Origin of the sequence: Mesorhizobium sp. B2-3-11, assembly GCF_006442215.1 — a bacterium.
Classification (GTDB): Bacteria; Pseudomonadota; Alphaproteobacteria; order Rhizobiales; family Rhizobiaceae; genus Mesorhizobium; species Mesorhizobium salmacidum.
Map to the genome: position 1 here is coordinate 154,731 of NZ_VFVS01000012.1, position 14,160 is coordinate 168,890.

At 62.4% G+C, this 14,160-nt stretch carries 13 protein-coding genes; 6 read left to right on the forward strand and 7 right to left on the reverse strand.

Translation table 11 applies throughout. The features are described 5' to 3' along the window. Positions 1-176: 176 nt before the first annotated feature. Positions 177-1,982, forward strand: a complete 1,806-nt coding sequence (gene lepA / locus FJ960_RS18005; protein WP_140715750.1) for a translation elongation factor 4 — start codon at positions 177-179, stop codon at positions 1,980-1,982. Positions 1,983-2,009: 27 nt separating this feature from the next. Here the strand turns inward: lepA and FJ960_RS18010 are convergent, their stop codons facing one another. Both FJ960_RS18010 and FJ960_RS18015 read right to left on the reverse strand, forming a co-directional pair. Beyond that, complete coding sequence (locus FJ960_RS18010) at positions 2,010-4,739, reverse strand: hypothetical protein (RefSeq protein ID WP_140715752.1); 2,730 nt, start codon at positions 4,737-4,739, stop codon at positions 2,010-2,012. Next, positions 4,736-5,209 carry a hypothetical protein gene (locus tag FJ960_RS18015; protein WP_140715754.1) on the reverse strand — a complete coding sequence of 158 codons (474 nt, stop codon included), beginning with the start codon at positions 5,207-5,209 and terminating at the stop codon, positions 4,736-4,738. Before FJ960_RS18015 ends, FJ960_RS18010 begins: the two co-directional genes overlap by 4 nt. 203 nt (positions 5,210-5,412) lie before the next feature. Here FJ960_RS18015 and FJ960_RS29530 point away from each other — a divergent pair, with 203 nt between their 5' ends. Continuing rightward, positions 5,413-5,925, forward strand: coding sequence for a hypothetical protein (locus FJ960_RS29530; RefSeq protein ID WP_181174264.1), 513 nt, complete (start codon positions 5,413-5,415; stop codon positions 5,923-5,925). 798 nt (positions 5,926-6,723) lie between these two features. Here FJ960_RS29530 and FJ960_RS18030 read toward each other — a convergent pair. The 3 genes from FJ960_RS18030 to FJ960_RS18040 form a co-directional block, all read right to left on the reverse strand. Beyond that, the gene (locus FJ960_RS18030; protein ID WP_140715756.1) at positions 6,724-8,364 is read right to left on the reverse strand and encodes an ABC transporter substrate-binding protein; all 1,641 of its coding nucleotides are present in this window, start codon (positions 8,362-8,364) and stop codon (positions 6,724-6,726) included. Between the two features lie 482 nt (positions 8,365-8,846). Then, positions 8,847-9,344 carry a protein-export chaperone SecB gene (gene secB, locus FJ960_RS18035; RefSeq protein WP_027145705.1) on the reverse strand — a complete coding sequence of 166 codons (498 nt, stop codon included), beginning with the start codon at positions 9,342-9,344 and terminating at the stop codon, positions 8,847-8,849. Positions 9,345-9,540: 196 nt separating this feature from the next. Continuing rightward, positions 9,541-10,038: an FxsA family protein gene (locus FJ960_RS18040; protein WP_140715806.1), complete on the reverse strand. Its 498-nt coding sequence runs from the start codon at positions 10,036-10,038 to the stop codon at positions 9,541-9,543. A gap of 200 nt (positions 10,039-10,238) precedes the next feature. Between FJ960_RS18040 and FJ960_RS18045 the strand changes: the two genes are divergently transcribed. Genes FJ960_RS18045 through FJ960_RS18060 form a run of 4 tightly spaced genes read left to right on the forward strand, consistent with a single transcriptional unit; the run spans position 10,239 to position 12,986 of the window. Further along, the gene (locus tag FJ960_RS18045) at positions 10,239-10,946 is read left to right on the forward strand and encodes a Tim44/TimA family putative adaptor protein (protein WP_140715808.1); all 708 of its coding nucleotides are present in this window, start codon (positions 10,239-10,241) and stop codon (positions 10,944-10,946) included. Positions 10,947-10,967: 21 nt separating this feature from the next. Next, entirely contained in the window at positions 10,968-12,068 is a 1,101-nt protein-coding gene (locus FJ960_RS18050) for a murein transglycosylase A (protein ID WP_140715758.1), read from the forward strand. Further along, a complete protein-coding gene (locus FJ960_RS18055) occupies positions 12,065-12,595 on the forward strand; it encodes a Smr/MutS family protein (protein WP_140715760.1) in 531 nt (176 codons plus the stop codon). Before FJ960_RS18050 ends, FJ960_RS18055 begins: the two co-directional genes overlap by 4 nt. Positions 12,596-12,617: 22 nt before the next feature. Further along, on the forward strand, positions 12,618-12,986 hold the full coding sequence (locus FJ960_RS18060; protein WP_140507142.1) for a helix-turn-helix transcriptional regulator: 369 nt from the start codon (positions 12,618-12,620) through the stop codon (positions 12,984-12,986). Between the two features lie 96 nt (positions 12,987-13,082). Here the strand turns inward: FJ960_RS18060 and FJ960_RS18065 are convergent, their stop codons facing one another. Continuing rightward, positions 13,083-13,322, reverse strand: a complete 240-nt coding sequence (locus tag FJ960_RS18065; protein WP_140715762.1) for a hypothetical protein — start codon at positions 13,320-13,322, stop codon at positions 13,083-13,085. A 215-nt stretch (positions 13,323-13,537) separates the two neighbouring features. Continuing rightward, positions 13,538-14,152, reverse strand: a complete 615-nt coding sequence (locus FJ960_RS18070) for a transglutaminase-like cysteine peptidase (RefSeq protein WP_140715764.1) — start codon at positions 14,150-14,152, stop codon at positions 13,538-13,540. Between the last annotated feature and the right edge of the window lie 8 nt (positions 14,153-14,160).

A 14,160-nucleotide genomic window follows, 5' to 3' on the forward strand; every position in this document is an offset into this window, starting at 1 on the left:
ATTTACCATACAGGCGGCAAACCAAGGTCTAATGTGATCGATCAAAGTTTACGCATTCTTCGCCGCGGGCCGGTTTTTCCCGGTTTTTTGGCCGATGTCGCCGCTTTGTGACCCGCAAGGCAGCCCTTACGCCGCAAGCCTTGCCGCCGATTGCCGCCCCTGCTAAAGCGCGCGGCATGAGCACGCCCCTCGACCACATCCGCAATTTTTCCATCGTCGCCCATATCGACCATGGCAAATCCACGCTTGCCGACCGCCTGATCCAGTCCACCGGCGGGCTGGAGTTGCGCGACATGAAGGAGCAGGTGCTGGACTCGATGGACATCGAGCGCGAGCGCGGCATCACCATCAAGGCGCAGACGGTGCGGCTAAAATACCGCGCCAACAATGGCGAGGACTATATCCTCAACCTGATCGACACGCCCGGCCATGTCGACTTCGCCTATGAAGTGTCGCGGTCGCTCGCCGCCTGCGAGGGCTCGCTGCTGGTCGTCGACGCCTCCCAGGGCGTCGAGGCGCAGACGCTCGCCAATGTCTACCAGGCGATCGACAACAACCACGAGATCGTCGTGGTGCTGAACAAGGTCGACCTGCCCGCCGCCGAGCCCGAGCGCATCCGCGAGCAGGTCGAGGAGGTGATCGGCATCGACGCCTCGGGCGCCGTGCTGATCTCGGCCAAGACAGGCCTCGGCATTCCCGACGTGCTGGAAGCCATCGTCCACCAATTGCCGCCGCCGCGCGAGGGCGATGCCGCAGCCCCCCTGAAGGCGATGCTGGTCGACAGCTGGTACGACGCCTATCTCGGCGTCATCGTGCTGGTGCGCATCATCGACGGCGTGCTGAAGAAGGGCCAGACCATCCGCATGATGGGCACGGGCGCCAAATACCTGGTCGAGCGCACCGGCGTGTTCACGCCGGCCCGCATCAATGTCGAGGAGCTCTGCCCCGGCGAGTTCGGTTTCTTCACCGGCTCGATCAAGGAAGTGGCCGACACCCGCGTCGGCGACACCATCACCGAGGACAAGCGGCAGACCGCGCATGCGCTGCCCGGCTTCAAGCCGGCGCAGCCGGTGGTGTTCTGCGGCCTGTTCCCGGTCGACGCCGCCGATTTCGAGGACCTGCGCGCCGCCGTCGGCAAACTGCGCCTCAACGATGCTTCTTTCTCCTATGAAATGGAAACCAGTGCCGCGCTCGGTTTCGGCTATCGCTGCGGCTTCCTGGGCCTCTTGCATCTGGAAATCATCCAGGAGCGGCTGGAGCGCGAGTTCAACCTCGACCTGATCGCCACCGCGCCATCGGTCGTCTACCGGCTGCTCCTCAATGACGGCTCGGTGAAGGAACTGCACAACCCGGCCGACATGCCCGACGTGGTGAAGATCTCCGCGATCGAGGAGCCATGGATCCGCGCCACCATCCTGACCCCCGACGACTATCTCGGCGGCATATTGAAACTCTGCCAGGACCGGCGCGGCATCCAGGCCGACCTCTCCTATGTCGGCAAACGCGCCATGCTGACCTACGACCTGCCGCTCAACGAAGTCGTCTTCGATTTCTATGACCGGCTGAAGTCGATCTCAAAAGGCTACGCATCGTTCGACTATCACCTGACCGACTACCGCGAGGGCGACCTGGTGAAAATGTCGATCCTGGTCAACGAGGAGCCGGTCGACGCGCTGTCGATGCTGGTGCACCGCACGGCGGCCGAAAAGCGCGGCCGGCAGATGTGCGAGAAGCTGAAGGAACTGATCCCGCACCACCTCTTCAAGATCCCGATCCAGGCCGCCATCGGCGGCAAGGTCATCGCGCGGGAAACCATCTCGGCCTTGCGCAAGGACGTCACGGCGAAATGCTACGGCGGCGACGTCTCGCGCAAACGCAAGCTGCTGGACAAGCAGAAAGAAGGCAAGAAGCGGATGCGGCAATTTGGGAAGGTGGATATCCCGCAGGAGGCGTTTATTCAGGCGCTGAAGATGGGCGATTGAGGGGGCGGACTCGAAGCGGCTCTGCGATCACGCCCGCGCTCGTTCACGTGCTCGCCTAGTCAAACTAATGATGTTTGGCCTAGCCCCGCCACGCCTCATCTGAAGGCCGATTCTAAACAATTCTGGGACTTCGAAGCGCCCGTCCTCTTGATAGGCGACTCCGTACTTCTCCAAGCTCTCCAAGTCGGCATCAGACAACCCGACCGTCTGCGCTTCTATGCGTGTGAATGGTGTAACAAAACCAGGTGCTTTCTTGAATTTATCGAAGATAACCTCAAGTTGCGTTACCTCTTTCGGGTACTCCTCCACCTTCTTTTCGCTCGTAAAGTCGACTGCGGTTTTCAGCGCAGACGCAGCCAATAGCCTATCTTCAAGCCTTATTCCTCGTGAATGCTTAGCCGCTTCACTAACGAAGCGAACAAGGTCGCGAGCGGTGAGTCGACCAGTAAGGTCCGTGAGCACGGAAATAACCCATTCAGTCGTCCTCGCTTCGCGGCTGTCGTCCCGGCCCAATTTCATTCCCCATATGCGCCGCAGGTCGTTTTCTTGCAACTCAGGTGAGGAGTGGGAAAGTCGCCAGTCACCGGCCCATAGACCTGGGATCGCTCCACTGTTGCTAACTAACCACACTACCAATTCTTTTATATCGATGTCGCGCCAAGTTAGAGCATAGTTAGAAAAGACTGCACGGAACTGCGCTGCATTCTGAGTGATCGCGGCTTGAATCATGTCTGCACGCACGAACGCAATGTAACCGACCGGTCGGCCCGCCTCCTCCCTCAGCCTCAATGGTACGTCTACCAGAAGTGAAGCAAGAGCCGCAGCCTCGTTCGGCCGGTTGAACGGATCAGTGAGAACTTCCTCAAGCCCTTCTATCAGCACGACTGGCCGGACCGCCGACTTCTTTGCTGCCGCAATAAAATTAGACCAAGCCCCTCCGCCGTGGAACCCTGCGGAGCCTGCTATTTGCGACAGCCAAAAATCTAGCCAACTGGTTTGTGGCGAAGATACCAGTTGGCCGCGAATTGCCTGTGTTGTTTCAGACAGCGTTGAAGGCTTGCCACCTTCGAGCCCCCCACTGGCTCGAGTCCTTCCGTCGGCAACAAGCGACGTAATCTTGTCGCTGGTAAGAGAACCGAACATGGGTATGAATGGACCATCGAACGAACTCTGATTTGTGGTTTGTAAGGCTGCTACTGCGGCTTTCCAGCTTCCGCGCTCCAAGAGGAACCGTGCTGTGAGCGTCTTTCCCGTTCCCTTGGCTCCCTCGACGACCACCACGGGCGGCTGACTCAAGAAGTCGGTAGCAAGCCTCTCAAGGGGTGGAGTCACAAGCGGCGTCGCAAGCTCATCAGCAGTCTCTGCAAACGTCAACTTGAAAGCAAATTCTTCTAATTTCCGACACCGTTTGTCCGCGTCTTGCGGTGGCGCAGCAGCTATCGGCTGTTGTCGACCGGAGTCATTGAACGCTTCCCATCCTGACCAATTTGCCATTTCAGATTTGAGCTGCGGGAGAAAGCTAGATGCAGAAAGCTCTCTTACGAAAGTATCCCATTCGCCTGACATGCCTATAAGTTCGGCTAGATGCGGAATAAATCCGACCGCGACAGGGCTCGCCTCTGTATAGTCATTATCGGCAAAGGAAGGGAAATCCTCAGCCGCCCTTAACGTGAGCTGCCCTGCCAGATCACCGCGATATTTAAAATCCCCAAAACGTGCTATCGGAAGCTGATTAAACAATACGAACGGTTGACGTCCTGGGACGCCAGTCTGTTCTTCGAGCATTCCGAGCGTCCGCATCATACTCGTTAGCGCCGCTACGGATTGTCCGGAAGTGCTCGAGACGAAAACTCGGTCAACAGATGGATCGGCGAGAAACTGGATCGAGACATCTACCAAACCTGCGCGCAGATCCACGACTGCCGCTTGGCAACCTAAACGCTTTGCAAGATCGCGGACCAAGTCCGGCACGACGAAGGGGTCGTCGCTGCGAGCGGCTTGCAAATTTTCGGGCCGGATAGCAAAACCAGACAGGTCGTCAAGCAGGCGCTTAACAGGCAACACATAGATTCCATTTACCAGTTGGTCGACCATTCGTGTTGCAACGAAGTCGATAGTAGCTTCAAAACCATCAGATCGATCAGCATGAGCAAGCGCTAGCAAGTCTTCCAACGAGATCGTAAAGCCAGCCTTTCTGCTCTGGAGCAGAAAACTGACTCCCGGAGCCTCGAAGTCAGCATCCACTAGCAAGACGGGCCCAGTATTCTCTTTTGCCAATTCGAGTGAAAACGCCAACGCCGTAGTTGTCCTTCCAACACCGCCCTTGACACTGTGGAACGCGAATATCGGTGGCCCGCCTTTGTCTGTTCGGGGCGGGAAGTCGATATCAAAATACCGCTCCCCATTAAGGGCGGCACTCGGCTCAAAGGTTTTTTTTGTAGATTGGGTTTCTTGGCTCCGAACAATAACTACCGGGAGCGTTTCCATGCCATGCGGCGCCGAAAGCTCTATGCGCATTTCGTGCCCGTCGGCGACATTCAACCAACTGCCGAACACTGCTTTGAGCCAATCACGCATTGCGGTTTCGTCAGCATCTCGCGTGATGACGACTTCCAATCCGCTCCAATAAGCAGATGTAGAAATCAGCCCGTTGGGCGGGGACAACGGACCACCTATGGGATCAATGCTGTACAATCTCCTTGCAACATCCACCCAAGAAATCAGTTCGGCTACCCGCAAAGAGTCGCGCACAATCATTTGGGCAATTCCTTCTCTAAGTACGCGGTAACATGTGCCAGATAGCCAGTAATATTGACTTCATCAGCGACGTCGATTGTTAACCCATATCTCCAAGCCTCATGAGCTTCGCCTAGCGAAAATCGCTGCCCCCCAGTACCATCGTTAAAGCCAGGCACACACCTAAAGGTCGCTTTAGGTGGCGCAGGAACTCTAGCCGCCGGCACCTTCAAACGGGCAATCATATCTACGATTCTATGGCTAAAAAATTCGACATGTTCGACCTTTCCAGTGATTTCATGTCGAAATGGTATTTTTGCACTTTTACTCAAGAGGTACTTCAGGCCGACCTCTGCGGCATAGAAATGAAGGAGGTTGGTGGCGCTGGCTGAAGGAACCTCCCCTAGCGCTTTTGCCTTACGGGTGGCCGAAATGCTTGCGAGCAAATTCCAGAAGTTCTTACGATGTTCGTCCTGAAGCACTTTCAGCATGAGTGAGTTTCTACTCTCGTTTGGGCCAAAGCCACTGCCAGATGGCTTGTACGCACGACTCAGAAGCCACAAAAGGTTACAACACACAAATGCGGTATGACGCTACACGATTTGCAAGCGCAGCACCGCGGTCCGGTTGCATCGCCGTGCTTCACCTTGTCTGCGCCTTAGCGTATTCTTTTCCCGGCTTGGGGAGACCTCACATGCGCTCCACCTCAGACACCATCGCCTGTCTCGGCCTCGCCATCGGCGGCATCTTCGGCCTTGCCGGCACCTTCGTCGCAAGCGCTCCACTCCGCGAATCCCTGTGGACGATCGACGGCGTGGGCATCGTCGTGGCCACCGCGCTGCTCACCATGAAATACCAGCGGCTCGGCAATGACTGCGTCGCCGCCGGCTTCCTGACTTTCCTTGCCGGCGAAAGCCTGCTTTTGGCCGGCAACGCGGCGGGGCTGCAGGCCAGCGTGCCTTCCTATGTCGGCGGCATCGCGCTGTGGGCGGCCGCCCTCATCATGGTCAGTGTGCCCAGCACTTTCGCGCTGTGGATGCGGTTCACCGCATTCGTTGCCGCCGCGCTGTTCTTCGCCTCTGCGGGCATGGTGCTGTGGGGCACGCCCCTGCTGCCGACCTCCTCGCCGCTGCCGGCGGCCGGCTATCCCTTCCTGGTGCTGACCTTCGCCGGCTGGATCTGGACGCTGGTGAAGCCTGCGCGGTGAGCGGGACCGCCTGTTTCGGGCGCTGGCGCCGCCCCTCACCTGCCTGCCGGCATCCTCTCCCCGTAAACGGGGCGAGGGACGCTGTCGTGGCGGCTTTCGCCAGTCGCCAAAGTTGCAAAAAACGGCGCCGGCGTTGCGGCCAGCCCCTCTCGCCCCGTTTACGGGGAGAGATGTCCGGCAGGACAGTGAGGGGCGGCGCCGACCTGGCAATGGTAACAGTCCGCCCCGAACCACGGCCGCCTCGTATTGATATCATGTGCGTCATCGGGCGCGGGCCAATTGGGGACTAATCCATGAAAAAGACCTACGCAAAGCCGACGCTGAGCAAGCGCGAGAAGCTTTCGGCCGTGACGGCTGTCGCGTGTCCGGTGTCGGTCTGCCCACACTAAAGACGTTCGCCGTTTCCCGGGACGGGTAAGCCTGTCGCCGCCGGTCGCGCGATAAATCCCGGATTGGTACGAATTCATACCAACTGCCCGGCTCGGTTGATCGCGCGGGATAGGCCCGGTACACAAATCGGGCGGCGGACCTTCATCAGGTCGCTAGTGGCCGGCGCGGGCTCAGGCAATTGTCTCACCGGCATGCGCGCCGGCCATTTTCCCCGGACGATAGGTGAACCAAGGGCGCTCCGCATCGCTCGGGATTCCCGGTGCTGACCTTCGCCAGTTGGATCTGGCGCCAGTTGGATCTGGACGCTGCCGAGGGCCGGGCGGCAGCTGGTACGTCGAGATCAGCCCCCGTCCGCGACAGGAAGAACTGCGTCGGCGCGCGACGTCCAGGGTCGGCGCCGCGCCCGCGTCAGCTTTCAATCCAGACCTTCTCGAAATGCTGCTCCAGCGCCTGGTGCTGTTCGCAGCCTTCTATGCCTTTGCGGTAGGTGCGGTAGACCGAGCGCCAGTAGGGCTGGATGATGACGCCGCTGTCGCGCAGATTCTTCTCGATGCCGGCCATGATCTCCTTGCGCGCCTTGGGGTCGGGCATGGCCAGCGCCTTGTCGAGGAGCTCGTCGAACTCCTTGCTGGCATAGGCGCTCTCGTTCCAGGCCGCACCCGATTTATACGCCAGCGCCAGCACCTGGACGCCGAGCGGGCGGCCGAGCCATTCGGTGCAGGAGAAGGGGTATTTGCTCCAGTCGTTCCAGAAGGTGGCGGCGGGCAGCACGGTTCGCTTGATCTTGAGGCCAGCCTCGCGCATCTGCGCGGCGATCGCGTCGCCGGTGCTCTTCTGCCATTCGACGTCGACCGAGATGAGGTCGTATTCATGGTCGGCCTTGCCGCTCTCGGCCAGCAGCTTCTTGGCCTCGTCCATGTCGCGCTTGGCCGGGCCGATATCGGCATATTCGGGGTGCATGGGGCCGACATGGTGGTTGTCGGCGGGCTTGCCGCGGCCGCCGAGGCCGAGCGCCAGCACGGCCGCATTGTCGACGGCGAGCTGGGCGGCGCGGCGGACCTTGATGTCGTCATAGGGCGGATTGCCGACATTGAAGCGGGCGACGATGGTGGACCCCGTGGCGATCTCGGAATTCTTCAGCCCCATCTTGTCGGTCTGCGAGACGGCGTCGGAAGCGGTCTCGTGGTCGGTGTCGATCTCGCCGGATTCGAAGGCCGACAGCATGGCGTTGGGGTCGGAGCCGTAGTCGATCCACTGGATGCCGTCGAGGTAGAACTCGCCCTTCCACCACGGCTTGTCCTTGCGCTTCACCTCGGCGCCCGTCTCTGCGTCCCATTTGACCAGCTCGCAGGGACCCGTGGTGATCGCCAGAGCCTTCATCGGGTCGCCGTCGCCATCATAGGAGCGGTGCATGATCAGCGCGGGATAGTCGGCCATGCCGGCGATCAGCGAAATGTCGGGTTTTGGCAAATTGAGCTTTATGGTGAAATCGCCGACCTTCTCGATACCGCCATCGACCACCTTCTTGGTGTCGGCATTGACCAGCGCGCCCATGCGTGCGGCGACCGAATTGCCGGCAACGCCGGCCTCGCACCAGCGGGTGAGGTTGTGGACGACATCGTCGGCATTGAAGGCATCCCCGTTTGACCAGGTGATGCCCTTGCGCACATGCAGCGTCAGCGTCCTGGCGTCATCGCTCATCTCCCATTTTTCCAGCAGCCAGGGCTCGAACGAAAAATCGGTGTTCCAGCGCACCAGATATTCGTTGCAGTGGCGCGCGACGTTGGACATTTCGACGCCGTCGAAGGTGCGCGGGTCCTTGAAACCCTTGACGTTCATGGCGACGCGCAAGGTTCCGCCCTTCTTCGACTCGGCGGCGCGGGCCGGGGCCGCGGCGATGCCGCCGAGGGCAAAAGCGCCGGCGGCGCTGACGCCGAGCCCGGCCATCAGCGCCAGATATTCGCGGCGGCTGATGCCGCCGGTCCTGAAATCGTCGGCGACGGGTTTGGCCCGCGGGTGAAGCTTGCGGTCGGTCAGCATGAATTTCATCGTCGTTCCCTCTTTTGTTGGTGCATGCCGCCCACAAGTGCCCGGCGGTCATCACAGGCTCGCCAATGCGGGGGCGGCTGCGACCGCCGGGGCGCCATTGCCGAGAGGGAATGATAAAGCGGGGTAACGTGGCGAAATGTTCTGGAATCCGCAGGAGTTGTGCGGCGCTCCGCAGGGCTGACAGGGGACGCTCCACGGCCTCTCCTTCGTCATCCACGGGCGGAGCGGTAGCGAAGCGGACGCGCAGACCCGAGGATCCATGCCGCGACCTCAGCCGTGGAGTGCAGCGGAGCAGATTCTGGACCGTGGCAACGCTCGGGAGTCCCGGCATGGACCTATGGTCTGCGCCGCGTCGCTTCGCTCCTTGCTCCGCCATAGGATGACGAAGAGGGAGGCGGTGGCGCCAGGGCGACGCCAAGCCTACGCCAACAAAAAACCCGGCACGAGGCCGGGTTTTTCGAGACATCCGTTTAAGCCGAGCCTCAGCTCACCTTGGTCTGCGATGCGGCCTGGTCCTCGGCGATCTTCTGCTGGAACATCTGCGCGAAATCGATCGGGTCGAGCATCAGCGGCGGGAAGCCGCCATTGCGCGTCGCCTCGGCAATGATCTGGCGGGCGAAGGGGAACAGAAGGCGCGGGCATTCGATGAACAGGATCGGCAGCATGTGCTCCTGCGGGAAGCCCGAAATGGCGAAGACGCCGCCATAGACCAGCTCGACGTTGAACAGCACTTCCTGGTCGAAGGAGGCCTTGGCGTTCAGCGTCAGGTTGACGTCGAACTGCTTGTCGGAGAGCGGGTTGGCGTTAACGTTGACGTTGATGGCGATGCCGGGCGCCTTGTCGCGGCCGCGCAGCGAATTCGGCGCGCCGGGGCTTTCGAAGGACAGGTCCTTGACATACTGGGCCAGGACGTTGAGCGAGGGCTGCGTCGCGTTGCCGTTGCCGTTGGCGCCGACCGGCGCGTCATCATTGCTGGCCATGAGCCGATATCCTTTTTCCCCTGTGCAGTCTCGCTCACCGAATAATCGGGGCTGACCGAATTGAAATCGGGCGTTCGCTACCATGGCCGGCATGACAAGACAAGGTTTGCCGCCTTGCTTGTCGCGTCGTCATCCCCGGGCGAAGCAGGCGCGCAGCTCCGCTCCTTGCTCCGCCCCAGGATGACGAAGAGAAGCCTCAATCGTCCTTCAGCCGCCGCCACGGCGAGTTGTGGTCCGGGCCGCGCTTGAGATCGTCCTCGCGCGAATAGTCGCCGTCTTCGAGGTCGATGACCTTGTCGCGCTGGCGGCGGAAGCCGCCGGTGGGGAAATCGGTGGCCACGACGATGCGGCCTTTCAGCCTGCTCCAGGCAAGGTCGCGCACCGGCGGCAGGAACAGGAGCAGGCCGATGATGTCGGTGATGAAGCCGGGGATGATCAAAAGGATCGCCGCGACCAAGATCATGGCGCCATGGGCGAGCTGGCCGCTGGGGTCGCGGCCGGCAGCCATCTCGGCGCGGATGCGGGTCATGACGCCGAAACCCTGGTGGCGCAGCAAAAGCACGCCGGCGAAGCTCGATGCCAGCACCAGGCCGACCGTGGCCAGCGCGCCGACCTCACGGCCGACGACGACGAAACCGGCGATTTCCAGCAACGGCAGCGCGAGGAGAAAGAAGGGAAGCAGCGAAATGCGCAAGTCTTTACCGACCATTCGATTGTTTTGTCCCGCCGGCGACCAATCGCCGCTGGCACGGAGGCTGTTAGATAGGTATGCCTGCCTTTGATTTGAATGATTGCGCCTTGCGTTCTATATGCTTTGAATGGTGAACGCTATGCGACCGCGGCCTGTCGGCTGGGACGGTCCGGCCTAGAGGCAGGGATTGATTGGCGGAAAATATGGGCTTCTTCGACTTCGGCACGATTTTCTTCCTGATCGCGGCGGTGGTGATCTTCTTCCAGCTGCGCAACGTGCTGGGCCGTCGGACCGGTAGCGAGCGGCCGCCCTTCGATCCCTATACGGCGGCGCGCACCGACAAGGACGCCACGCAGAAGCCCGAAAACGTGGTTTCGCTGCCGCGCAAGCGGGCGCCCGGGGAACCGGCGCCGGCAGACACCTATACGGCCATCGACGCCTTCGCCAAGCCCGACACCGATCTCAACAAAGGCCTGCGCGCGATCAAGGACAATGATCCGTCCTTCGACCCCAAGGGGTTCGTCGACGGCGCCAAGATGGCCTATGAGATGATCGTCATGGCCTATGCCGACGGCGACCGCAAAACGCTGAAGAACCTTCTGTCGCGCGAGGTTTATGACGGCTTCGTCGCGGCGATCGGCGAGCGCGAGGCCAAGTCGGAAAAAATCCAGTCCTCCTTCGTCGGCATCGACAAGGCCGACATCGTCTCGGCCGAGATGAAGGGCGGCGAGGCGCATGTGACGCTGCGCATCATCAGCGAACTGATCTCGGCGACGCGCGACCAGGCCGGCACGGTCATCGACGGCGACCCCGAAACGGTGGCCGAGGTCAAGGATGTCTGGACTTTCGCCCGCGACACGCGCTCACGCGATCCGAACTGGAAGCTCGTCGCCACCGAAGAAGAAGACTGAGTCCGGAACAGGCGGGCTCCGGTGTCGCTGTCGCCCCTCTTTGTTGAAAGATCCTTCGGCGACCTGCCCGGTTGGGGTGACGACGACCATCTGCCGGCCTTCGAGGCCTTTGCCCGCTCCGCCTTCCATGTGCCGGTAAAAGCCTATCGCAGCGGTGCGCTGGGTGTCGATTTCGGCGCCTTCGCCGAGGCCTATGAGCAAGCGCGCGGCGCCGCGCCGGCGAACCGATCCGAGGCCCGCGCCTTCTTCGAGCGCCATTTCGTGCCCATGCTGGTCCGGCCGGAGACCGGCGCCGGCCTCGTCACCGGCTTCTACGAGCCTCAAGTCGAGGCCTCGCCGGTACGGAGCGAGCATTTTGCCGTGCCGCTGCTGTCGCGTCCGGCCGACCTCGTCGATGTCGACGACGCCAACCGGCCCGCCGGGATGGATCCTTACCTTGCCTTCGCCCGCCGGACCGCCGACGGGCTGACCGAATATCCCGACCGTGGCGCGATCGAGCGCGGCGCGCTCGCCGGCCAGGGACTGGAGATCGCCTGGCTGGCCGACAAGGTCGACGCCTTTTTCATCCATGTGCAAGGCGCGGCGCGGCTTGCCATGACCGATGGCCGGCTTTGCCGCGTCACCTACGCCGCCAAATCCGGCCAGCGTTTCACCGGGCCGGGCAAAATCCTGAGCGAGCTGGGGGAAATCCCGCTCGCCGAGGTGACGATGCAGTCGATCCGCGGCTGGTTCAAGGCGCATCCGGAGCGGGTCGACGACATCCTGTGGCAGAACCGCTCCTATATCTTCTTTCGCGAGGCCGCGGTGGACGACGCCGCGCTGGGGCCGATCGCGGCCGCCAAGGTGCCGCTGACGCCGGGCCGCTCGATGGCCGTCGACCGGCTGCTGCACACATTCGGCACGCCTTTTTACATCGACGCGCCGACGCTTGCCGCCTTCGACAAAAGCCCGTTCCGGCGGCTGATGATCGCGCAGGACACCGGCTCGGCCATCACCGGGCCGGCGCGCGGCGACCTGTTCGCCGGCTCGGGCGACGCCGCTGGCGAGATCGCCGGGGTGGTGCGCAACGCCGCCGATTTTTACGCGCTGGTGCCACGCGCGCTGGCCGGGGGCGCAAAATGAGCAGGCGCCCGGATAAACTCAGCGAGGATGACCGGGTGCTGTGGAGCCTGGTGGCGCGCACCGCCAAGCCGCTCAAGGGTCGTGCCGCCGTCGACATTCCAGATTTGGCCGTCGATGCTAGGCCGACGCCGTCGCAACCGGCCCAGCCCGTTGCCAACGCGTCGGGCGCGGCAAAACCGAAGGTCCAGCATGTCACGCACCGACTCGATGAGCCGACGCTGGACAAGTTGCAAAAAGGCCGGCTGCCGATCGAGGGCCGCGTCGACCTGCATGGCATGACGCAGGACGAGGCCTATTCGCTGCTGTTCTCGTTCCTGCACCGGGCGCATGCCGGCGGCGTCCGCTATGTGCTGGTCATCACAGGCAAGGGGTCGTCCTCGGGCGGCGATGGCGTCCTGCGGCGCGCCGTGCCGGCCTGGCTGTCGACACCGGCGTTCCGGCCGCTGGTCTCCAGCCACGACCATGCCGCCCGCAACCATGGCGGCTCGGGCGCGCTCTATATCAGGCTGCGGCGGGCACGCTCATGAGGGCTCTCAGGAGGCCGGGCGCATGACGCCGTTCGGCGAGAAGCTGCGCGCGCTGAGGGCCGAACGCGGCGTCAGCCAGAAAGACATGGCGGCGGCGATCGGCGTCAGCGCCGCCTATCTGTCGGCGCTCGAGCATGGCAGGCGCGGCGCGCCGACCTGGACGCTGATCCAGAAGATCATCGGCTATTTCAACATCATCTGGGACGACGCCGAGGAACTGGCGCGGCTGGCCGAAACCTCGCATCCGCGCGTGAAACTCGATACGTCGGGTCTTTCCCCCGCCGCCACCGAACTTGCCAATCTTCTGGCCGAGAACATCGAAAAGCTGGATGAGGCCGCGCTTCTGCGCATCACCGCGTCGATCCGCGCGGCACTCGGCCGGCGATCCTAGAAGCGGGTTTGCGCCCGGACTTTACGGCGGCCGGGCGATCGCCCGATCGCAAAGCGGCGCCCGCCGGCGAGCAGCCGGCGGGCAGCCGTGGTGAGATCATTTCTTGCCGGCCGTGCTGCCGCCATTGCCGCCACGGCCATGATCGCCATGATCCTGGCCGCCATGTCCGCCGCCCAGGCAGTCCGATGCGCCGGCGGCGCCGCAACAGCGGCCGGCCCACAGGTCGTTGAGGTTGGTGTTGGCGCAGCTTGGAATGGTCTGGCCGGCCAGAGCGGATCCGGTCAGGGCCGAAACGGCAGCGGCGGCGAGAAGGGTATTGCGCAGAAAAGCAGTCATTCGAGGTCTCCATGGTTGGGTTTCTATCGTCCACGGCTGTGTGTCGCCGGGCGAACGGAAATGGTTCACGGAGAGGTGCGAATTTTTTGGACGGAGGTGCGCGGCGGAGCCTCCTCGTCTTCGTCATCCGCGGGCGGAGCGGGAGCGAAGCGGACGCGTAGACCCGAGGATGACGAAGCGCTGAGAGTGCGCAGCCCTAACCGGGCGGCTTTCCCCTACTGTACCGAGCCCACCAGAACCTGCTGGCCGCCGCGGATCGAGACCCAGCGGCCGGTGTTGTCGATCGCCTGGCGCTTGAGGAAGCGGTAGCCGGTCTCGTCCCAGAGCTTGACCTTGTCGGTCAGATTGTCGAGCACATAGTCGCCGCCGTCGGTGCGCACGGTCAGCACGGCGTGGCCTTCCCCGTCGGGCTTGCGCACCACGGTCATCAAGAGATCGGCGAGCGACATGCCCATGCGGGACAGCTGGCGCCGCTTCTCCAGCACGTAATCCTCGCAGTCGCCGACGCCCTTGTCGGGATAGGCCCAGACCTCGTCCTTACCGTAGATGTCCATGTCGCTCATCGGCTTGACGGCGGCATTGACCCTGGCGGTGACGTTGACCAGCTTGCGCATCAACCCGTCGGTCAGGACCGCCGGCGCGAGGTTGGCAGGGCGGATCGAGCATTCACCCGGCCGCTGCTTGCAGAAATCGTAATGGCCGATCGGCTGCGAGGTGAGGCCCCCGGTCGCCATCGCGTCCGAAGCCCAGGCCGGTGTCATCCAGCCCCCCGTTAACGCCAGCCCGGCTGCCGCGCATACGCGCAGCCTTCGCGTGATTGAGGAATTCATTGTCCCCG

Bases quoted from the DNA above. Each gene is read 5' to 3' on its own strand.
- FJ960_RS18060 (WP_140507142.1), top strand. From the start codon at position 12,618: ATGACGCCGTTCGGCGAGAAGCTGCGCGCGCTGAGGGCCGAACGCGGC.
- FJ960_RS18030 (WP_140715756.1), bottom strand. From the start codon at position 8,364: ATGAAATTCATGCTGACCGACCGCAAGCTTCACCCGCGGGCCAAACCC.
- FJ960_RS29530 (WP_181174264.1), top strand. From the start codon at position 5,413: ATGCGCTCCACCTCAGACACCATCGCCTGTCTCGGCCTCGCCATCGGC.
- FJ960_RS18055 (WP_140715760.1), top strand. From the start codon at position 12,065: ATGAGCAGGCGCCCGGATAAACTCAGCGAGGATGACCGGGTGCTGTGG.
- lepA (WP_140715750.1), top strand. From the start codon at position 177: ATGAGCACGCCCCTCGACCACATCCGCAATTTTTCCATCGTCGCCCAT.
- FJ960_RS18065 (WP_140715762.1), bottom strand. From the start codon at position 13,322: ATGACTGCTTTTCTGCGCAATACCCTTCTCGCCGCCGCTGCCGTTTCG.
- FJ960_RS18045 (WP_140715808.1), top strand. From the start codon at position 10,239: ATGGGCTTCTTCGACTTCGGCACGATTTTCTTCCTGATCGCGGCGGTG.
- FJ960_RS18010 (WP_140715752.1), bottom strand. From the start codon at position 4,739: ATGATTGTGCGCGACTCTTTGCGGGTAGCCGAACTGATTTCTTGGGTG.
- FJ960_RS18070 (WP_140715764.1), bottom strand. From the start codon at position 14,152: ATGAATTCCTCAATCACGCGAAGGCTGCGCGTATGCGCGGCAGCCGGG.
- secB (WP_027145705.1), bottom strand. From the start codon at position 9,344: ATGGCCAGCAATGATGACGCGCCGGTCGGCGCCAACGGCAACGGCAAC.
- FJ960_RS18015 (WP_140715754.1), bottom strand. From the start codon at position 5,209: ATGCTGAAAGTGCTTCAGGACGAACATCGTAAGAACTTCTGGAATTTG.